The sequence below is a fragment of the Pseudonocardia sp. ICBG1142 genome (assembly GCF_020496255.1).
Classification (GTDB): Bacteria; Actinomycetota; Actinomycetes; order Mycobacteriales; family Pseudonocardiaceae; genus Pseudonocardia.
This window is the reverse complement of the sequence record NZ_JAHLJC010000047.1, coordinates 1-19,066: the sequence shown is the minus strand read 5'-3', so window position 1 is coordinate 19,066 and position 19,066 is coordinate 1. Positions and strand designations below refer to the sequence as shown.

Sequence of the window (19,066 nt, the reverse complement as noted above, 5' to 3'; positions counted from 1 at the left end):
CTCGGCAAGCTACTCGCCGAGTACGACATCCAGTCGAGAAAATCACCGCCCCGGCTTCGGCCAGACTCGGGCTACCAGCGCGCGGCCTTCGCCGACGCCTGGCGCCGCTACACACCCGATCTGATCACAGACGGCAACAACAGCAACGACCGCCGCCTGAGCCATCGTTGTAGCTGGTCAACGTCCTGAGGGGCCTGTCCCGACAGTCGGGACAGGCCCCTCAGGACGTTCGTTGGCGTGCACTAGGCGGCTTAAGTCGCCTAGTGCTTTCAAGCCGCCTACGATCAACTTGTGGTCTGACCTGGTGATCTGTCTCCGTCTAGGCGGCTTAGGCGGCTGTAGGCGGCTTGAGGGTCGTTTCGGGACATCCCCGAAATCTCACTGTGCGTAATCAGTGTTGTGTAGCTGTGCGGCAGCGGCCCATTCGCCGTTGCGGCGGGGCGTCGGCGAGGAGGCGTCCGACGATGGCGGGGGTGTCGCCGGTCTGTGCGGCGATCTCGCGGTAGGTCCAGCCTTGGAGTCTGAGCTGGATCACTGGGGCGCGTCGTTGGCGGGCTCGTTGTTCATAGTCGGCGCGTGGTTCGGCGATGAGCCCGGTGATGGTCCGTTCGGAGAGGCCCATGTCGGCGGCGATCTCACGGGCGGTCTTGGACGTCGCTCGGCGACGCGGGTTCAGGGCGCCCATCAGTAGCCCTTCTGTTCCAGGAGTGCAAGCCGCTGAAGCCTCGCCTCCGTTTGACTCGGCCTCGCGCCTGGCCTCCCACGAGGCCGCCTTTTCGTCCTCGTGCGGCTTGGATGGCGCGGAAGGTGTCGTCGTAGGCCTGGGGGCCTCTGGTCCAGATGCGGGAGCGGGTGGTGATCCAGCGGTGGATGGAGTCGGCGATCGCGCGGGCTTCCGCGGCGGGCAGGGGGATGGAGAACTCCAGGTTCCGTTCGGCCACGCCAGCGCGTAGGACGGTCTTGAAGCCGTCGGGGTCGCCGAAGTGGTGGCGGACCTCGCGGTAGGCCCACAGGCGGACACCGTCGAACAGGGTGCAGTTCCGCCCGAGCCCGCACGGGTCGGCCTTACGCGCTCGTTGCTGGCGCCAGTCCTTGGGCGGCATGTGCCCACCCGCCTGCAGCGCCGCCTCCAGCTCGCCGAGAGTCCACAGGTGGTCGTGCATGTACTGGGTGGCCCAGCTCCCGGCGAGTGGGTTCTTCACCAGCAGCCCGGAGTAGCGGCGGTCGCCATCCACGGCGCGGCGGAGGCCTTCCAGGACCGAGGCGGCGTAGGCCAGCACGTTGCGACGGGCGTACTCGGTACGACAGACCGGGGTAGCGAGGATCCAGACGGCGTGGGCGTGCCCGTTGAACGGGTTGGTGATGATCAGGTTCGGCATCGGATGGTTCCCGTTCGCCGACAACGCCCGCAGCAACGCGTCGGGGTGGTCGATGTCGACGATCAGGAAGGTCAGCATCACCGACGGCGACGCCTCGATGTAGGCCAGCAGCAACGCGGCATCCCGGCCCATCCGGCGGATGCCCCAGGCCAGGTTGTCGGTGGCATACGGGCGTCGGGGCTTCCAGTTCCCCTCGAACAGCGCACGCAGCTCGGCCTCCCCCGGGGTAGCGGGGGCCGTCAGGTGCAGGGTCGACGACGACAAGGGGGGGCTCCAGGTAGGGGGTGGTCCAGTCGTAGGGCATTGAGCTTCGCCCTGTCTTCTTCGGCCCGATGACGCGGGCCTGGGATCGCTGGGACAGCGAACTATCTGACTTGGCTCTGCCTGCGTACCCGTATTTTCCCTGGTCGTGGCGAAACGCGCGCAACCAGGGGTGCAGGTCTGGCCTGACAGAGATAACTAGGCCGGAGCGGGGGTTCCGGCGAGTACCGGGATCGGTTCCTCGTTGAGGTCGGCTACCAGGTCGGACAGGTCCGAGATCGCCGAGCACAGAACCCTCACGACCTGCGCCCGGTGCGAGCGGGAGAGCAACGAGTCCGAGATCCAGGTCGGATTGCGATCGTCAAAAACGCGGTCGAGGGCGCATTCCACCAGCGCCACGACCTCCGACGCCCGCATCGACGTTTTCTCCTCGGGCGCCGCCGGAGCTGACGCCTCTGACTCAGCGGGCTCATCCTCGCCTGCGTCGAGGACGCCGGGCACGTCAGACATGCACACACGCCTTCCTTCATCCCGGAGGGCATCGGGGGTGCCCACCGGTCACTGGCCGGAAGCAGATCAGCACACTCCGCCCCTGTCAAGAACATCTCGACGGGATAGTGGCGCGTCCCTCCCTTCCTGCTCGGGATACGCTGGGTCCCTCGCTCATCGACTCTCAGCGACGTGTACACGAGCCGAGCCGAGCCGAGGAAAAGCTATCCCGGCCCCAGCTCGGGAGAAACGAGACGGGGAGAGCGCCGACGGGCATGAGCGAGACCACCGAACACCCCGACAGCGACAGCGACAGCGACGACCCGGTCATGCCCGCGCTGCCGCCGCAGACTCTGGCTGATCGACTCAACCGGGCATTCGCGACGCTGCATCCCGCCGACCGTGGGCCCTACAGCAACCGCGAAGTCATCCGCTGGCTCCAGGCGAACTCCACCCCCGAACAGTCCATCCCCTCCCTGAACTACCTCGGCCTGCTCCGCAGCGGCGAGGCCACCGACCCCACCGTCGGCAAGCTCCAATCCATCGCGCGCTTCTTCAAGATCCCTGCGACCTACTTCATCGAAGACAACGCCCACTCCGACGCCGTGCAGGCCGATCTCCAGCTTCTCGACGCGATGCGCGACACCCAGGTCCGCGAGATCGCCGCCCGAGCCGTCCAGCTCGACCCGTCCATCCGCGACTGGCTCATCGACACCATCCGACGCCTACCCGACCTCGCCAACGCCCCCCACCGCGCACCGCGCAGCGCCAACGCATCGAAATGCCGGTCACCGACAAGCCCACCAAACGGCGACGGCGGGCATGATCAACCCACGTGATACACCGTGTCTGATCGATCTCTCGGGAGTACGACCGTGGGAACCGCGACGCGTGCGACAGCCACGCGCAGCTACGACACCGACGCTGAGATCCGTACGTTCGCTCGTAGCGCGCTCGCCGAGATCGGCGCGACCCCCGACCTCGACCCGGTCGAGCTATGCCGACGGCTGAGCATCCACCGAGACCACCCGATCGAGATCGTCTCGACCCGGATGCCCTGCTCCTCGCTGCTCGGGTTCTGCGTGAAGACCACGACTACCGACTACATCGTCCACCCGCACGACCTCGCGCGATCACAGCATCCGTCACGAGATCGTCCACGTCCTGTTCAACTACCCACATCCCCTTCATCTGATACTTTTTCTGGCTGCTACCGGGGAGTTACTTCCTCAGTCTGGCCTGTCAGTCACTCAGCCTAACTGTCCAATCTATCTGGAGAACACTGTGTCTATTTTGCGATCCGCTGGCAAAGCCTTTCTCCTCAGTGGCGCTATCACTTTGGGAGCAATTTCATTTAGCGGCCTTGCCGATGCCGCACAGCCTGGAGCGTCCCACTCCAGTATTTCTGCTCCGACTCAGCAGTCATGCGGGTTTCGCAGCGTACGAATCTCACAACATGAGTCTTCCGCCTACTGGCGCAATTGCGTCAGCCACGGTCAGCGCATTAATGTCGACCGCGCATTCTGGCCCGACTTTCAGGTCTGCGTACCGCAAGGTCAGGACCGCTACCTTGGCGCCGGACTAATTCCGGTTGGTCCAGGAGCTATCCGTGGGGCCACGGTAATCGGCTCCTGCTGATCTCCACCAGAGCATGCTTGAGGAAACAATTCGCTGTGGCCAGCGCGCCCCGGTCGCGGCCCTCGCTGAAATTCTCCCTGTCTCTCTACTAGACACAGCTTTACCGCAGTGATCATGCGCCGGGATGACGCCGAGAGCACGCAACCTCTTACGCAAATCCCCTCCCCACTAGTCGGCGAGGTCTCACCTGTCACTAAAGAGATAGAGCAAGTGCATGCACCAGCTGGCCGCCTTGTCGGCGAGCCGACGCGACCTCCTCATGAATTACTAAGATCATCCAGATTGGTCGCGATTGCAAGTCTCGTCAGTAGAGTTACTGGCTTCATTCGCAACATCGCGCTCGTGTCGATCCTTGGATTCGCATCCCTAAATGATGCATACACGATTTCTAACACGCTTCCTAATGTCGTTTACGAGTTGCTCCTCGGCGGGGTTCTAAGCAGTGTAATGATCCCGTCCTAGTCCGCGCTCAAGGCGACGCTGATGGGGGCGAAAAGTTCACGAGAAAGTTGCTAACACTTACAGGAGTTGCGCTCCTGGTCGCAACTATTCTAGCCGTGCTAGCTGCGCCCTTATTGACACGTCTCGTGATTAGCGCGAGTGAGGCAGCTCCCGCAAACTCTGAGCTCACCACGGCATTCTCCTGGCTCCTTCTTCCGCAGATCTTTTTCTATGGCATGGGAGCGCTACTCGGGGCGATTCTCAATTCAAAGCAAGTTTTCGGCCCATTTGCCTGGGCCCCGGTCCTGAACAATATCGTCGTGCTCGCCACGCTCGCGGTCTATGCGCTAATCCCTGGTGAGATTTCAATCAACCCGATAAACTATGGGGGAGCCTAAGCTGTTAGTGCTCGGCTTAGGAACAACCATCGGTGTTGTCGCGCAAACACTGCTGCTACTACCATACATGAAGCGCGTCGGATTCAATTATCGTCCGCTATGGGGCTGGGACTCAAGACTGTCGCAAGCTGGCGGAATGGCCTTGTGGGTCACTGGGTACGTTGCAGTGGGGCAGATCGGCTACGTTATCACTACGCGTGTAGCGACAGCAGCTGATGCTGGTTCTGTTGTCACCTATACGAATGCCTGGTTGTTACTGCAAGTTCCTTATGGCGTTCTGGAGTCTCTCTTTTAACCACACTGATGCCTCGGCTTAGTCGGGCCGCAGCAAACGCTGACATTAGACAGCTCGCTAATGACTTTTCTCTAGGGGTAAGATTATCCACCCTGGCTTTAGTCCCCGTCGCTGCCGTAATGACCGCCTTTGGCGACGTCCTTGTATCGCCTTATTTTCGATCGGTGCTGGGGGCGGCTCGGGCGCAGAACGGCTTGGCCTGACTGTTGCATGGTCGGCATTTGGAATATTGCCGTACGCGGTGATGATGCTACAAATTCGCGTCTTCTACGCGCAGGGCGACTCGCGCACCCCGACGCTAATCCAGTTGTGGCTGATCACGTTAAAGGTGCCACTTCTGCTTCTGTGTCCGATGGTCCTGCCGTCTGAGCAAGTGGTCATCGGGATTGCCGCGGTTAACTCTCTTCTTTCATCTGGGCCGCCATCGCTAGCCAATGGCTCCTCCGTCGAAAAATGGGGGAGATTCCGATCAGTGAAGTGCTAGACTTTCTTTGGCGGGTCTCCCTATCTGCAGGATTAAGCGCAGTCGCTGCTCGGGGTGCACTGGAGCTGGCAGAGCCGCTGCTGGCGACCTACCCGGGCCTCGTGCGTGCGTGGGCTCTGCTCCTTGCCGGAGCCCTTATCTCCCTATCCCTTACTTTTGCCACGTTAAAATTACTGAAAACGCCCAGCATTAACGACCTTCTTGGTCGTAAAGATCACATGGGAGCAAACTAAGCCTCATGGGCAAGAAGAAATGGTGACTCGCTCGCTGACCTCGCCACGATCCACGCCGACCACCACGACCTCGACGTCTCCATCTACGGCGGCGAGTGGGACGATCCCGGCATCATCACAGTCCAGGTCTGGCGCACAGAACTCATCGACCGCAACGAAGACCTCCCAGACTCCTGACTCAACCGGGTCATCCGAAAAATCGGATGACCCCCTGCCTACCAGCACAAACACCCACCCAGGAGACCCGCGTGTCTGTCGTGAAGATCAACGCCATCACCGTCCCCGACGGAGCCGGACCGGAGCTGGAAGCCCGGTTCGCCGCCCGCTTCGCTCAGGGCTGCATGAACGAGGTGCCCGGGTTCCTCGGCTACGAGCTGCTCCGCCCCGTCGCGGGCGACACCCGGTACTTCGTCTACACCCGCTGGGAGCACGACGCCGCCTTCCAGGCATGGCGCACCGTCGGCGCCGCGGCCGCGCACTGCGACCGCGACAGCGACAGCGACAGCGACCGCCCGCAGGTCGGGACCGGCGCTGACCTGCTGGAATTCGAGACCGTGCCCCTCGGCACAGCATCGGACACAGCATCTGGGACGGCTTCTGAGGAAGGGACCGCGACCGCATGACCACCGCCACCGGGCTCCGTGTCCTCGCCGCCACCGGCGCCGCCGCGCTCACGCTCAGCGCGGCCGGGGTCGCGACCGCCGCCGAGGACATCCACTACGAGAAGGCCGGGACCTTCCCCGACGTCGCTGCCTGCGCCGATGCCGGACACACCACACCCGGTGTCACGACCTGGCTCTGCGACGAACACCCCGACGGCACCGCCGACCTCTACCTCGTCCCGGCATAGACGTCAGGGTGCCGGTCTTGACCAACACCACCACCCAGACTGGGTCTGATGGGTAAGAAGAAGCAGCAGCGCCGGACCGACCGACCCGAGCAGCAAGGCCCGACGCCGCGCACAGCGCAAAGCCCGCGACAACGACCTCCCGCCCTTCCCCGGCCGCGACGCCGACCACGGGCTTGGGCTCGGGCTCCGGCTCATCGGGACCATCGTCGTGAACGCCGACTACCACCAGCACGACGACGGCACCTGGACCGCCACCGTCGCCCCCGAACTGCTGCCCGGCGCGGTCACCATCGACGACGTCGACCTCCACACCGTCTTCCACAAAGTCATCGCCGTCGTCGAAGTCCTCGCGCAGACCGCCCCACCCGACGCCGACATCAGCACCATCACCCTGCACCGCGTCGACGGCGACACCCTTCGCTGGCTAGCCGCCGTCGACGAGTACGGCTTCACCGACTGCGTCAACGCAGCCCAGTTCCCCGACCACTGACCACCACCGACCAGCCGGACCAGCGGCCAGCTCCTGGTGCTGCCGCGCCGCTTCCGGTCCTCACCCGACCCGGAAAGGCGACTCGCGGGCAGACGCAGTGACTATTCGGAGTGGAACTCCACCCGCACGATCCGCATGTCCATCTCACGGGCATAAGCAGGCACGACCCAGGTCATCTCCTGCGGCGCCGCCGCAGCGTTGCGGACCCAGGCCGTGTGCTCATGACGGCCTTGTCCCTCCGCGTTCTCCATCGTCACGGTGAACACCACCGTGCTCCGCGCCGCAACCTCGAACCACAACTCCTCAACGTTCTGCCCGCGATCGAACTCGATCACCGGCAGACACGCCGCCGGAGCAAGCCCCTCCCGGCACACGTCCTCCCCCGACGGCGGGCCCGCCCACACCGACGGCGCCGGCCCAGCCACCAACCCAGCCAGCACCACACCGGTCACCGCCAGAACCCCAGCACTCCGCCGCACCACCACCCGCAGCAGCCCCGGCCTCTTCCTCAGCGCAGTCGTTGTCGTCGTCACCCATTTAGCCAAAGTCGTCACCCATTCAGATGTCAACTCCGACGCGCCCCGCGACTGAAACGCCGTCTCCGGACCGCGCGGCAACCGCTAGCGGCCAGGGCTAGCGGCGGGCCGGGCGGCCCAGGGCGAGGTAGACATACCGGCCGACCAGCACCGCGCCGGTGATCGCGACCATCACCGTCGCCACCGGCGCCACACCGACCACCACCGCACCGCCGACCAGCACCCCGGCCTCGGCCACCCCGGTCGCGATCAGCAGCGCCGCCGGGCCCGGCCCGGGCCGGGTCACCACCGGAGCCGGGACCGGACCCGGAACGGTCGTGGGCACCGCCCACACCCAGTCCTGCGCCCGATCCTGCGCTTGAGCCTCCTGCAGCAGCTCATACGCTGCGGTGACCACCGCGAACCGGTCCGGATCACCACCGGCGTCGGGGTGCTCGCGGCGCACCGCCGCCCGCCACGCCGAACGCACCACCTCCGCCGGTGCTCCCGGGGCGACACCCAGGATCGCCGCAGCCCGCGTCACCTCGGGCCCCGTCACCAGACCGGTCCTCACCGCTGACCTCCCCCACCGTCGATGTCGCCGCCGATGTCGCCGCCGCCATCGATGTCGCCGAGCCAGATGTCGGCGTCCGCCCCGACCCGACCAGCACCGCCCTGACCAGCACCACCACCGCTACCGCTTCCTCCGCCGTCCCCGGAGCCGCTACCGCCCCGGTCTCGGCGGGCGTGGGCGTGACCGGCCATGAGCTGGCGGCGCGTCAACACCGGCCCCGACACCGGCTCCTCCACCCCGACCGCCTCGTCCAGCACCCGCGACCGCCCCGACAGCGGCGTCACCAGCCCGTAGACGACCTTGTCCGGGCTCGCCCACGCGAGGTGGTGCGGCGGCATCTGCCGCACCCGGTTCGGATCCAACAGGAACGCGTGCTGGCGGCGCACCGTCCCCGCCCCGCTGTACCCACCGGAGAACACCGAAGCGCCCCAGCCCTCGTCCGACCCGGCGCCGACCAGCTGCAACCCGACCTCCCCGACCATCCTGGTCCCGAACCGGGCCGCCAACTCCTCCGCATTCGTCGTCCGCCCCACCAGCACCCCGCCACCCATCGCCCCGAGCAGCCGGTTCCGTTCCTGAGGCGACTCGGCCAGGCCCTCGACCGGCTGCGCCGACACGATCACCGCACCACCCAATGAGCGCAGCCGCTCAACAAGGTTGATGACACTGCCCGCAACTTCACCCGAGACCGCCGAGAACTCGTCCAGCACGAACAACGCCTGACGCCGCCCGGCAGCCCGGAACGAGCACCGCCGAGTTCGTGGGTGAGCAGCTCGATCAGCACCGCCGTCTTCGCCGCCGCCACGACCTCATCAGTCGTGCCCGGCACCGACACATACAACGCGTCGAAGTCCGACAACGGCGCCCCCGCATCGAAGTCCGCGCCCAACGACCGGAACAGGCCGCAGAACAGCATCAGGTCCGCATCCAGCGACGACGACCCCGACCCGCCACCCGACGGCTTACTCAACGCCCGGACCTGCCGCGACTCCACCGCGTGCCCGCCCACGCCTCACTCAGCCACCGCCCGTCCAGACGCTCCAGGAACTCCACCGACGATCCCGGCGGCCCTTCGGGGCATCCACCACCAGATGCAACAGGCCACGTTGCAGCACGTCATAGAAGCGGTGATCGGTTTTCGCGAGCTGTGCAGCGACGCCCGCAACTGCCCCGCAGGCATCCGCCACATGTTCAACGCGTCTCGAACGGGAACACCCCGACCCGATCCGGATGCAGGCCAAGGTCAGTCATCGCCTCCGCCCACGACTGCGCATCCTCCGCGCGTCCGGGCCGCCCTTCGCGCCCAGGAACACCACCAACGGCCGACCCGACCCAAGCGGCGACCCGGCGTCTGGGTGTGCCGCGCCCACATCGCCTCCGCCCACCGCAGCTCACACGTTCCAACACGTCGTCTTCCCGCACCGGTCTGCGCCACCACCGCCACCGAATGGGCATGTGGGCCTTCGCCCTGCCGTCGTCGCCACCGACACCGAGCACCGGACCGCCCGGTGGTCGGGTGCAGGCCGGGGTGGTGCTGTTCTCCCTGGTCGCGGCCTCGATGAACTCCTCCACGCCTCGAACAGGGCTGGACAGCCGGGATCGTCATGGCCGTGGTCTCGATCGCCGGGGTCGCCGCGCACCAGCTCACCCTCGCCGGTGCAACGCGCCGGGCTGAGCACCGGTCGGCGCGGCTGCCGCGTCGCGGCGGCGAGGCGCCCCGGGCGCGGCTGGGTCATCGCTGCGCGGACAGCCGCGGCACCGTGCTCGGGACGCGGTGCACCGGCCGAGTGAGCTGGTTGCGCGGCGACCCGGACGACGCGATGCACGGCCTGGATCCCGGCGTCCAGCACGTCGAGGCGTGGAGGAGGTTGGCCGCGGCGAGAACAGCACCGGTCGACCACAGCGGCGGTGTGGGTCGGAGGCGACGACGGGAGCGAAGGCCCCATGCAGTTCGGTCGGCGCGTGGTGGCGCCACGGTGCGGAAGACGACGTTGTTGGAACGTGGCAGTGCGGGTGGGGCGGAGGCGATGTGCGGCACACCCAGACGCGGGGTCGCAGCCTGGGTGGTGGCCGGTGGTGTCCTGGGCGCGAAGGGCGGTGACGCGGCGGGATGCGCAGTCGTGGGCGGAGGCGACGATGACTGACCTTGGCCTGGCATCCGGATCGGGTCGGGGTGTTCCCGTTCGAGACGCGGGTGCAGTGGCGGATGCGCGGGGCAGTGCGGGGCGTCGCTGCACAAGCCGCGCGATCACGCTTCGACGGCTGCAACGTGGCGTTGCATCTGGTGGTGGATGCCCGAGGGGCCGCGGGATCGTCGTGGAGTTCCTGGAGCGTCTGGACGGGCGGTGGCTGAGTGAGGCGTGGGCGGGGCACGCGGTGGAGTCGCGGCAGGTCCGGGCGTTGAGTAAGCCGTCGGGTGGCGGGTCGGGGTCGTCGTCGCTGGATGCGGACCTGATGCTGTTCTGCGGCCTGTTCCGGTCGTTGGGCGCGGACTTCGATGCGGGGGCGCCGTTGTCGGACTTCGACGCGTTGTATGTGTCGGTGCCGGGCACGACTGATGAGGTCGTGGCGGCGGCGAAGACGGCGGTGCTGATCGAGCTGCTCACCCACGAACTCGGCGGTGCTCGTTCGGGGCTGCCGGGCGGCGTCAGGCGTTGTTCGTGCTGGACGAGTTCTCGGCGGTCTCGGGTGAAGTGCGGGCAGTGTCATCAACCTTGTTGAGCGGCTGCGCTCATTGGGTGGTGCGGTGATCGTGTCGGCGCAGCCGGTCGAGGGCCTGGCCGAGTCGCCTCAGGAACGGAACCGGCTGCTCGGGGCGATGGGTGGCGGGGTGCTGGTGGGGCGGACGACGAATGCGGAGGAGTTGGCGGCCCGGTTCGGGACCAGGATGGTCGGGGAGGTCGGGTTGCAGCTGGTCGGCGCCGGGTCGGACGAGGGCTGGGGCGCTTCGGTGTTCTCGGTGGGTACAGCGGGGCGGGGACGGTGCGCCGCCAGCACGCGTTCTGTTGGATCCGAACCGGGTGCGGCAGATGCCGCCGCACCACCTCGCGTGGGCGAGCCCGGACAAGGTCGTCTACGGGCTGGTGACGCCGCTGTCGGGGCGGTCGCGGGTGCTGGACGAGGCGGTCGGGGTGGAGGAGCCGGTGTCGGGGCCGGTGTTGACGCGCCGCCAGCTCATGGCCGGTCACGCCCACGCCCGCCGAGACCGGGGCGGTAGCGGCTCCGGGGACGGCGGAGGAAGCGGCGGTGGTGGTGCTGGTCAGGGCGGTGCTGTCGGGTCGGGGCGGACGCCGACATCTGGCTCGGCGACATCGATGGCGGCGGCGACATCGGCGGCGACATCGACGGTGGGGGAGGTCAGCGGTGAGGACCGGTCTGGTGACGGGGCCCGAGGTGACGCGGGCTGCGGCGATCCTGGGTGTCGCCCCGGGAGCACCGGCGGAGGTGGTGCGTTCGGCGTGGCGGGCGGCGGTGCGCCGCGAGCACCCCGACGCCGGTGGTGATCCGGACCGGTTCGCGGTGGTCACCGCAGCGTATGAGCTGCTGCAGGAGGCTCAAGCGCAGGATCGGGCGCAGGACTGGGTGTGGGCGGTGCCCACGACCGTTCCGGGTCCGGTCCCGGCTCCGGTGGTGACCCGGCCCGGGCCGGGCCCGGCGGCGCTGCTGATCGCGACCGGGGTGGCCGAGGCCGGGGTGCTGGTCGGCGGTGCGGTGGTGGTCGGTGTGGCGCCGGTGGCGACGGTGATGGTCGCGATCACCGGCGCGGTGCTGGTCGGCCGGTATGTCTACCTCGCCCTGGGCCCGCCGGCCCGCCGCTAGCCCTGGCCGCTAGCGGTTGCCGCGCGGTCCGGAGACGGCGTTTCAGTCGCGGGGCGCGTCGGAGTTGACATCTGAATGGGTGACGACTTTGGCTAAATGGGTGACGACGACAACGACTGCGCTGAGGAAGAGGCCGGGGCTGCTGCGGGTGGTGGTGCGGCGGAGTGCTGGGGTTCTGGCGGGACCGGTGTGGTGCTGGCTGGGTTGGTGGCTGGGCCGGCGCCGTCGGTGTGGGCGGGCCCGCCGTCGGGGGAGGACGTGTGCCGGGAGGGGCTTGCTCCGGCGGCGTGTCTGCCGGTGATCGAGTTCGATCGCGGGCAGAACGTGAGGAGTTGTGGTTCGAGGTTGCGGCGCGGAGCACGGTGGTGTTCACCGTGACGATGGAGAACGCGGAGGGACAAGGCCGTCATGAGCACACGGCCTGGGTCCGCAACGCTGCGGCGGCGCCGCAGGAGATGACCTGGGTCGTGCCTGCTTATGCCCGTGAGATGGACATGCGGATCGTGCGGGTGGAGTTCCACTCCGAATAGTCACTGCGTCTGCCCGCGAGTCGCCTTTCCGGGTCGGGTGAGGACCGGAAGCGGCGCGGCAGCACCAGGAGCTGGCCGCTGGTCCGGCTGGTCGGTGGTGGTCAGTGGTCGGGGAACTGGGCTGCGTTGACGCAGTCGGTGAAGCCGTACTCGTCGACGGCGGCTAGCCAGCGAAGGGTGTCGCCGTCGACGCGGTGCAGGGTGATGGTGCTGATGTCGGCGTCGGGTGGGGCGGTCTGCGCGAGGACTTCGACGACGGCGATGACTTTGTGGAAGACGGTGTGGAGGTCGACGTCGTCGATGGTGACCGCGCCGGGCAGCAGTTCGGGGGCGACGGTGGCGGTCCAGGTGCCGTCGTCGTGCTGGTGGTAGTCGGCGTTCACGACGATGGTCCCGATGAGCCGGAGCCCGAGCCAAGCCCGTGGTCGGCGTCGCGGCCGGGGAAGGGCGGGAGGTCGTTGTCGCGGGCTTTGCGCTGTGCGCGGCGTCGGGCCTTGCTGCTCGGGTCGGTCCGGCGCTGCTGCTTCTTCTTACCCATCAGACCCAGTCTGGGTGGTGGTGTTGGTCAAGACCGGCACCCTGACGTCTATGCCGGGACGAGGTAGAGGTCGGCGGTGCCGTCGGGGTGTTCGTCGCAGAGCCAGGTCGTGACACCGGGTGTGGTGTGTCCGGCATCGGCGCAGGCAGCGACGTCGGGGAAGGTCCCGGCCTTCTCGTAGTGGATGTCCTCGGCGGCGGTCGCGACCCCGGCCGCGCTGAGCGTGAGCGCGGCGGCGCCGGTGGCGGCGAGGACACGGAGCCCGGTGGCGGTGGTCATGCGGTCGCGGTCCCTTCCTCAGAAGCCGTCCCAGATGCTGTGTCCGATGCTGTGCCGAGGGGCACGGTCTCGAATTCCAGCAGGTCAGCGCCGGTCCCGACCTGCGGGCGGTCGCTGTCGCTGTCGCTGTCGCGGTCGCAGTGCGCGGCCGCGGCGCCGACGGTGCGCCATGCCTGGAAGGCGGCGTCGTGCTCCCAGCGGGTGTAGACGAAGTACCGGGTGTCGCCGCGACGGGGCGGAGCAGCTCGTAGCCGAGGAACCCGGGCACCTCGTTCATGCAGCCCTGAGCGAAGCGGGCGGCGAACCGGGCTTCCAGCTCCGGTCCGGCTCCGTCGGGGACGGTGATGGCGTTGATCTTCACGACAGACACGCGGGTCTCCTGGGTGGGTGTTTGTGCTGGTAGGCAGGGGGTCATCCGATTTTTCGGATGACCCGGTTGAGTCAGGAGTCTGGGAGGTCTTCGTTGCGGTCGATGAGTTCTGTGCGCCAGACCTGGACTGTGATGATGCCGGGATCGTCCCACTCGCCGCCGTAGATGGAGACGTCGAGGTCGTGGTGGTCGGCGTGGATCGTGGCGAGGTCAGCGAGCGAGTCACCATTTCTTCTTGCCCATGAGGCTTAGTTTGCTCCCATGTGATCTTTACGACCAAGAAGGTCGTTAATGCTGGGCGTTTTCAGTAATTTTAACGTGGCAAAAGTAAGGGATAGGGAGATAAGGGCTCCGGCAAGGAGCAGAGCCCACGCACGCACGAGGCCCGGGTAGGTCGCCAGCAGCGGCTCTGCCAGCTCCAGTGCACCCCGAGCAGCGACTGCGCTTAATCCTGCAGATAGGGAGACCCGCCAAAGAAAGTCTAGCACTTCACTGATCGGAATCTCCCCCATTTTTCGACGGAGGAGCCATTGGCTAGCGATGGCGGCCCAGATGAAAGAAAGAGAGTTAACCGCGGCAATCCCGATGACCACTTGCTCAGACGGCAGGACCATCGGACACAGAAGCAGAAGTGGCACCTTTAACGTGATCAGCCACAACTGGATTAGCGTCGGGGTGCGCGAGTCGCCCTGCGCGTAGAAGACGCGAATTTGTAGCATCATCACCGCGTACGGCAATATTCCAAATGCCGACCATGCAACAGTCAGGCCAAGCCGTTCTGCGCCCGAGCCGCCCCCAGCACCGATCGAAAATAAGGCGATACCAAGGACGTCGCCAAAGGCGGTCATTACGGCAGCGACGGGGACTAAAGCCAGGGTGGATAATCTTACCCTAGAGAAAAGTCATTAGCGAGCTGTCTAATGTCAGCGTTTGCTGCGGCCCGACTAAGCCGAGGCATCAGTGTGGTTAAAAGAGAGACTCCCAGAACGCCATAAGGAACTTGCAGTAACAACCAGGCATTCGTATAGGTGACAACAGAACCAGCATCAGCTGCTGTCGCTACACGCGTAGTGATAACGTAGCCGATCTGCCCCACTGCAACGTACCCAGTGACCCACAAGGCCATTCCGCCAGCTTGCGACAGTCTTGAGTCCCAGCCCCATAGCGGACGATAATTGAATCCGACGCGCTTCATGTATGGTAGTAGCAGCAGTGTTTGCGCGACAACACCGATGGTTGTTCCTAAGCGAGCACTAACAGCTTAGGCTCCCCCATAGTTATCGGGTTGATTGAAATCTCACCAGGGATTAGCGCATAGACCGCGAGCGTGGCGAGCACGACGATATTGTTCAGGACCGGGGCCCAGGCAAATGGGCCGAAAACTTGCTTTGAATTGAGAATCGCCCCGAGTAGCGCTCCCATGCCATAGAAAAAGATCTGCGGAAGAAGGAGCCAGGAGAATGCCGTGGTGAGCTCAGAGTTTGCGGGAGCTGCCTCACTCGCGCTAATCACGAGAGACGTGTCAATAAGGGCGCAGCTAGCACGGCTAGAATAGTTGCGACCAGGAGCGCAACTCCTGTAAGTGTTAGCAACTTTCTCGTGAACTTTTCGCCCCCATCAGCGTCGCCTTGAGCGCGGACTAGGACGGGGATCATTACACTGCTTAGAACCCGCCGAGGAGCAACTCGTAAACGACATTAGGAAGCGTGTTAGAAATCGTGTATGCATCATTTAGGGATGCGAATCCAAGGATCGACACGAGCGCGATGTTGCGAATGAAGCCAGTAACTCTACTGACGAGACTTGCAATCGCGACCAATCTGGATGATCTTAGTAATTCATGAGGAGGTCGCGTCGGCTCGCCGACAAGGCGGCCAGCTGGTGCATGCACTTGCTCTATCTCTTTAGTGACAGGTGAGACCTCGCCGACTAGTGGGGAGGGGATTTGCGTAAGAGGTTGCGTGCTCTCGGCGTCATCCCGGCGCATGATCACTGCGGTAAAGCTGTGTCTAGTAGAGAGACAGGGAGAATTTCAGCGAGGGCCGCGACCGGGGCGCGCTGGCCACAGCGAATTGTTTCCTCAAGCATGCTCTGGTGGAGATCAGCAGGAGCCGATTACCGTGGCCCCACGGATAGCTCCTGGACCAACCGGAATTAGTCCGGCGCCAAGGTAGCGGTCCTGACCTTGCGGTACGCAGACCTGAAAGTCGGGCCAGAATGCGCGGTCGACATTAATGCGCTGACCGTGGCTGACGCAATTGCGCCAGTAGGCGGAAGACTCATGTTGTGAGATTCGTACGCTGCGAAACCCGCATGACTGCTGAGTCGGAGCAGAAATACTGGAGTGGGACGCTCCAGGCTGTGCGGCATCGGCAAGGCCGCTAAATGAAATTGCTCCCAAAGTGATAGCGCCACTGAGGAGAAAGGCTTTGCCAGCGGATCGCAAAATAGACACAGTGTTCTCCAGATAGATTGGACAGTTAGGCTGAGTGACTGACAGGCCAGACTGAGGAAGTAACTCCCCGGTAGCAGCCAGAAAAAGTATCAGATGAAGGGGATGTGGGTAGTTGAACAGGACGTGGACGATCTCGTGACGGATGCTGTGATCGCGCGAGGTCGTGCGGGTGGACGATGTAGTCGGTAGTCGTGGTCTTCACGCAGAACCCGAGCAGCGAGGAGCAGGGCATCCGGGTCGAGACGATCTCGATCGGGTGGTCTCGGTGGATGCTCAGCCGTCGGCATAGCTCGACCGGGTCGAGGTCGGGGGGTCGCGCCGATCTCGGCGAGCGCGCTACGAGCGAACGTACGGATCTCAGCGTCGGTGTCGTAGCTGCGCGTGGCTGTCGCACGCGTCGCGGTTCCCACGGTCGTACTCCCGGAGAGATCGATCAGACACGGTGTATCACGTGGGTTGATCATGCCCGCCGTCGCCGTTTGGTGGGCTTGTCGGTGACCGGCATTTCGATGCGTTGGCGCTGCGCGGTGCGCGGTGGGGGGCCGTTGGCGAGGTCGGGTAGGCGTCGGATGGTGTCGATGAGCCAGTCGCGGATGGACGGGTCGAGCTGGACGGCTCGGGCGGCGATCTCGCGGACCTGGGTGTCGCGCATCGCGTCGAGAAGCTGGAGATCGGCCTGCACGGCGTCGGAGTGGGCGTTGTCTTCGATGAAGTAGGTCGCAGGGATCTTGAAGAAGCGCGCGATGGATTGGAGCTTGCCGACGGTGGGGTCGGTGGCCTCGCCGCTGCGGAGCAGGCCGAGGTAGTTCAGGGAGGGAGGGGATGGACTGTTCGGGGGTGGAGTTCGCCTGGAGCCAGCGGATGACTTCGCGGTTGCTGTAGGGCCCACGGTCGGCGGGATGCAGCGTCGCGAATGCCCGGTTGAGTCGATCAGCCAGAGTCTGCGGCGGCAGCGCGGGCATGACCGGGTCGTCGCTGTCGCTGTCGCTGTCGGGGTGTTCGGTGGTCTCGCTCATGCCCGTCGGCGCTCTCCCCGTCTCGTTTCTCCCGAGCTGGGGCCGGGATAGCTTTTCCTCGGCTCGGCTCGGCTCGTGTACACGTCGCTGAGAGTCGATGAGCGAGGGACCCAGCGTATCCCGAGCAGGAAGGGAGGGACGCGCCACTATCCCGTCGAGATGTTCTTGACAGGGGCGGGGAGTGTGCTGATCTGCTTCCGGCCAGTGACCGGTGGGCACCCCCGATGCCCTCCGGGGATGAAGGAAGGCGTGTGTGCATGTCTGACGTGCCCGGCGTCCTCGACGCAGGCGAGGATGAGCCCGCTGAGTCAGAGGCGTCAGCTCCGGCGGCGCCCGAGGAGAAAACGTCGATGCGGGCGTCGGAGGTCGTGGCGCTGGTGGAATGCGCCCTCGACCGCGTTTTTGACGATCGCAATCCGACCTGGATCTCGGACTCGTTGCTCTCCCGCTCGCACCGGGCGCAGGTCGTGAGGGTTCTGTGCTCGGCGATCTCGGACCTGTCCGACCTGGTAGCCGACCTCAACGAGGAAACCGATCCCGGTACTCGCCGGAACCCCCGCTCCGGCCTAGTTATCTCTGTCAGGCCAGACCTGCACCCCTGGTTGCGCGCGTTTCGCCACGACCAGGGAAAATACGGGTACGCAGGCAGAGCCAAGTCAGATAGTTCGCTGTCCCAGCGATCCCAGGCCCGCGTCATCGGGCCGAAGAAGACAGGGCGAAGCTCAATGCCCTACGACTGGACCACCCCCTACCTGGAGCCCCCCCTTGTCGTCGTCGACCCTGCACCTGACGGCCCCCGCTACCCCGGGGGAGGCCGAGCTGCGTGCGCTGTTCGAGGGGAACTGGAAGCCCCGACGCCCGTATGCCACCGACAACCTGGCCTGGGGCATCCGCCGGATGGGCCGGGATGCCGCGTTGCTGCTGGCCTACATCGAGGCGTCGCCGTCGGTGATGCTGACCTTCCTGATCGTCGACATCGACCACCCCGACGCGTTGCTGCGGGCGTTGTCGGCGAACGGGAACCATCCGATGCCGAACCTGATCATCACCAACCCGTTCAACGGGCACGCCCACGCCGTCTGGATCCTCGCTACCCCGGTCTGTCGTACCGAGTACGCCCGTCGCAACGTGCTGGCCTACGCCGCCTCGGTCCTGGAAGGCCTCCGCCGCGCCGTGGATGGCGACCGCCGCTACTCCGGGCTGCTGGTGAAGAACCCACTCGCCGGGAGCTGGGCCACCCAGTACATGCACGACCACCTGTGGACTCTCGGCGAGCTGGAGGCGGCGCTGCAGGCGGGTGGGCACATGCCGCCCAAGGACTGGCGCCAGCAACGAGCGCGTAAGGCCGACCCGTGCGGGCTCGGGCGGAACTGCACCCTGTTCGACGGTGTCCGCCTGTGGGCCTACCGCGAGGTCCGCCACCACTTCGGCGACCCCGACGGCTTCAAGACCGTCCTACGCGCTGGCGTGGCCGAACGGAACCTGGAGTTCTCCATCCCCTGCCCGCCGCGGAAGCCCGCGCGATCGCCGACTCCATCCACCGCTGGATCACCACCCGCTCCCGCATCTGGACCAGAGGCCCAGGCCTCCCTACGACGACACCTTCCGCGCCATCCAAGCCGCACGAGGACGAAAAGGCGGCCTCGTGGGAGGCCAGGCGCGAGGCCGGAGTCAAACGGAGGCGAGGCTTCAGCGGCTTGCACTCCTGGAACAGAAGGGCTACTGATGGGCGCCCTGAACCCGCGTCGCCGAGCGACGTCCAAGACCGCCCGTGAGATCGCCGCCGACATGGGCCTCTCCGAACGGACCATCACCGGGCTCATCGCCCGAACCACGCGCCGACTATGAACAACGAGCCCGCCAACGACGCGCCCCAGTGATCCAGCTCAGACTCCAAGGCTGGACCTACCGCGAGATCGCCGCACAGACCGGCGACACCCCGCCATCGTCGGACGCCTCCTCGCCGACGCCCGCCGCAACGGCGAATGGGCCGCTGCCGCACAGCTACACAA

At 65.8% G+C, this 19,066-nt stretch carries 25 protein-coding genes and 2 pseudogenes; 12 read left to right on the top strand and 15 right to left on the bottom strand.

The window, feature by feature from the left end:
• On the top strand, window positions 1-189 hold a 189-nt coding region (locus KPL59_RS34945), incomplete at its 5' end, for a DUF3631 domain-containing protein (RefSeq protein ID WP_226363348.1).
• 446 nt (window positions 190-635) lie between these two features.
• On the opposite strand, the gene KPL59_RS34940 is transcribed toward KPL59_RS34945, so the two are convergent.
• Window positions 636-1,643, bottom strand: a complete 1,008-nt coding sequence (locus KPL59_RS34940; RefSeq protein ID WP_226363347.1) for a replication initiation protein — start codon at window positions 1,641-1,643, stop codon at window positions 636-638.
• Window positions 1,644-1,838: 195 nt separating this feature from the next.
• A complete protein-coding gene (locus tag KPL59_RS34935; RefSeq protein ID WP_226363346.1) occupies window positions 1,839-2,150 on the bottom strand; it encodes a hypothetical protein in 312 nt (103 codons plus the stop codon).
• A 254-nt stretch (window positions 2,151-2,404) separates the two neighbouring features.
• Between KPL59_RS34935 and KPL59_RS34930 the strand changes: the two genes are divergently transcribed.
• The 7 genes and pseudogenes from KPL59_RS34930 (at window position 2,405) to KPL59_RS34910 (ending at window position 6,958) form a co-directional block, all read left to right on the top strand.
• Window positions 2,405-2,968: a hypothetical protein gene (locus KPL59_RS34930; RefSeq protein ID WP_226363345.1), complete on the top strand. Its 564-nt coding sequence runs from the start codon at window positions 2,405-2,407 to the stop codon at window positions 2,966-2,968.
• A 1,308-nt stretch (window positions 2,969-4,276) separates the two neighbouring features.
• Window positions 4,277-4,606, top strand: a complete 330-nt coding sequence (locus KPL59_RS36430) for a lipid II flippase MurJ (RefSeq protein ID WP_255678352.1) — start codon at window positions 4,277-4,279, stop codon at window positions 4,604-4,606.
• Window positions 4,593-5,104: pseudogene (locus KPL59_RS38090) on the top strand (lipid II flippase MurJ). Before KPL59_RS36430 ends, KPL59_RS38090 begins: the two are co-directional and overlap by 14 nt.
• Window positions 4,987-5,385: a lipid II flippase MurJ gene (locus KPL59_RS36415; protein WP_374111716.1), complete on the top strand. Its 399-nt coding sequence runs from the start codon at window positions 4,987-4,989 to the stop codon at window positions 5,383-5,385. Before KPL59_RS38090 ends, KPL59_RS36415 begins: the two are co-directional and overlap by 118 nt.
• 481 nt (window positions 5,386-5,866) lie before the next feature.
• Entirely contained in the window at window positions 5,867-6,241 is a 375-nt protein-coding gene (locus KPL59_RS34920; protein ID WP_226363344.1) for an antibiotic biosynthesis monooxygenase, read from the top strand.
• Window positions 6,238-6,468 (top strand): hypothetical protein, encoded by a 231-nt coding sequence (locus KPL59_RS34915; RefSeq protein ID WP_226363335.1) that lies wholly within the window; start codon window positions 6,238-6,240, stop codon window positions 6,466-6,468. Before KPL59_RS34920 ends, KPL59_RS34915 begins: the two co-directional genes overlap by 4 nt.
• 208 nt (window positions 6,469-6,676) lie before the next feature.
• Window positions 6,677-6,958, top strand: a complete 282-nt coding sequence (locus tag KPL59_RS34910; RefSeq protein ID WP_226363337.1) for a hypothetical protein — start codon at window positions 6,677-6,679, stop codon at window positions 6,956-6,958.
• Window positions 6,959-7,059: 101 nt separating this feature from the next.
• Here the strand turns inward: KPL59_RS34910 and KPL59_RS34905 are convergent, their stop codons facing one another.
• From KPL59_RS34905 to KPL59_RS34890, 4 genes are all read right to left on the bottom strand, one after another.
• Entirely contained in the window at window positions 7,060-7,410 is a 351-nt protein-coding gene (locus KPL59_RS34905; RefSeq protein WP_226363343.1) for a hypothetical protein, read from the bottom strand.
• A gap of 181 nt (window positions 7,411-7,591) precedes the next feature.
• Complete coding sequence (locus KPL59_RS34900; RefSeq protein ID WP_226363342.1) at window positions 7,592-8,032, bottom strand: J domain-containing protein; 441 nt, start codon at window positions 8,030-8,032, stop codon at window positions 7,592-7,594.
• Between the two features lie 11 nt (window positions 8,033-8,043).
• Window positions 8,044-8,664 carry a hypothetical protein gene (locus KPL59_RS34895; protein ID WP_226363341.1) on the bottom strand — a complete coding sequence of 207 codons (621 nt, stop codon included), beginning with the start codon at window positions 8,662-8,664 and terminating at the stop codon, window positions 8,044-8,046.
• Between the two features lie 2 nt (window positions 8,665-8,666).
• The gene (locus KPL59_RS34890) at window positions 8,667-9,056 is read right to left on the bottom strand and encodes a hypothetical protein (protein ID WP_226363340.1); all 390 of its coding nucleotides are present in this window, start codon (window positions 9,054-9,056) and stop codon (window positions 8,667-8,669) included.
• A 1,307-nt stretch (window positions 9,057-10,363) separates the two neighbouring features.
• On the opposite strand from KPL59_RS34890, the gene KPL59_RS34885 reads away from it, so the two are divergent.
• The 3 genes from KPL59_RS34885 to KPL59_RS34875 all read left to right on the top strand — a co-directional run bounded on the left by KPL59_RS34885 (window position 10,364) and on the right by KPL59_RS34875 (window position 12,396).
• Entirely contained in the window at window positions 10,364-10,768 is a 405-nt protein-coding gene (locus tag KPL59_RS34885; RefSeq protein ID WP_226363339.1) for a hypothetical protein, read from the top strand.
• 657 nt (window positions 10,769-11,425) lie between these two features.
• Window positions 11,426-11,866, top strand: coding sequence for a J domain-containing protein (locus KPL59_RS34880; protein ID WP_226363349.1), 441 nt, complete (start codon window positions 11,426-11,428; stop codon window positions 11,864-11,866).
• 332 nt (window positions 11,867-12,198) lie between these two features.
• A complete protein-coding gene (locus KPL59_RS34875) occupies window positions 12,199-12,396 on the top strand; it encodes a hypothetical protein (protein WP_226363338.1) in 198 nt (65 codons plus the stop codon).
• A 101-nt stretch (window positions 12,397-12,497) separates the two neighbouring features.
• Here the strand turns inward: KPL59_RS34875 and KPL59_RS34870 are convergent, their stop codons facing one another.
• The 9 genes and pseudogenes from KPL59_RS34870 to KPL59_RS34845 all read right to left on the bottom strand — a co-directional run bounded on the left by KPL59_RS34870 (window position 12,498) and on the right by KPL59_RS34845 (window position 16,927).
• Window positions 12,498-12,779: a hypothetical protein gene (locus tag KPL59_RS34870; RefSeq protein ID WP_226363337.1), complete on the bottom strand. Its 282-nt coding sequence runs from the start codon at window positions 12,777-12,779 to the stop codon at window positions 12,498-12,500.
• Window positions 12,776-12,934, bottom strand: a complete 159-nt coding sequence (locus KPL59_RS34865; protein ID WP_226363336.1) for a hypothetical protein — start codon at window positions 12,932-12,934, stop codon at window positions 12,776-12,778. Before KPL59_RS34865 ends, KPL59_RS34870 begins: the two co-directional genes overlap by 4 nt.
• A 48-nt stretch (window positions 12,935-12,982) precedes the next feature.
• The gene (locus tag KPL59_RS34860; protein WP_226363335.1) at window positions 12,983-13,213 is read right to left on the bottom strand and encodes a hypothetical protein; all 231 of its coding nucleotides are present in this window, start codon (window positions 13,211-13,213) and stop codon (window positions 12,983-12,985) included.
• Window positions 13,210-13,583 (bottom strand): annotated as a pseudogene (locus KPL59_RS34855) (antibiotic biosynthesis monooxygenase). The gene KPL59_RS34860 and the pseudogene KPL59_RS34855 overlap by 4 nt, the downstream one beginning before the upstream one ends.
• 248 nt (window positions 13,584-13,831) lie before the next feature.
• Window positions 13,832-14,431 (bottom strand): lipid II flippase MurJ, encoded by a 600-nt coding sequence (locus KPL59_RS36410; protein ID WP_255678348.1) that lies wholly within the window; start codon window positions 14,429-14,431, stop codon window positions 13,832-13,834.
• Window positions 14,432-14,469: 38 nt separating this feature from the next.
• On the bottom strand, window positions 14,470-14,778 hold the full coding sequence (locus tag KPL59_RS36405) for a lipid II flippase MurJ (RefSeq protein WP_255678347.1): 309 nt from the start codon (window positions 14,776-14,778) through the stop codon (window positions 14,470-14,472).
• A gap of 47 nt (window positions 14,779-14,825) precedes the next feature.
• Window positions 14,826-15,095, bottom strand: a complete 270-nt coding sequence (locus KPL59_RS36400; RefSeq protein ID WP_308188007.1) for a lipid II flippase MurJ — start codon at window positions 15,093-15,095, stop codon at window positions 14,826-14,828.
• Window positions 15,092-15,238: a lipid II flippase MurJ gene (locus KPL59_RS36395; RefSeq protein WP_255678346.1), complete on the bottom strand. Its 147-nt coding sequence runs from the start codon at window positions 15,236-15,238 to the stop codon at window positions 15,092-15,094. The genes KPL59_RS36400 and KPL59_RS36395 overlap by 4 nt, the downstream gene beginning before the upstream one ends.
• A 1,260-nt stretch (window positions 15,239-16,498) precedes the next feature.
• Window positions 16,499-16,927: a hypothetical protein gene (locus KPL59_RS34845; RefSeq protein ID WP_226363334.1), complete on the bottom strand. Its 429-nt coding sequence runs from the start codon at window positions 16,925-16,927 to the stop codon at window positions 16,499-16,501.
• Between the two features lie 892 nt (window positions 16,928-17,819).
• On the opposite strand from KPL59_RS34845, the gene KPL59_RS34840 reads away from it, so the two are divergent.
• A complete protein-coding gene (locus KPL59_RS34840) occupies window positions 17,820-18,902 on the top strand; it encodes a replication initiation protein (RefSeq protein ID WP_226363333.1) in 1,083 nt (360 codons plus the stop codon).
• The last annotated feature ends 164 nt before the right edge of the window (window positions 18,903-19,066 follow it).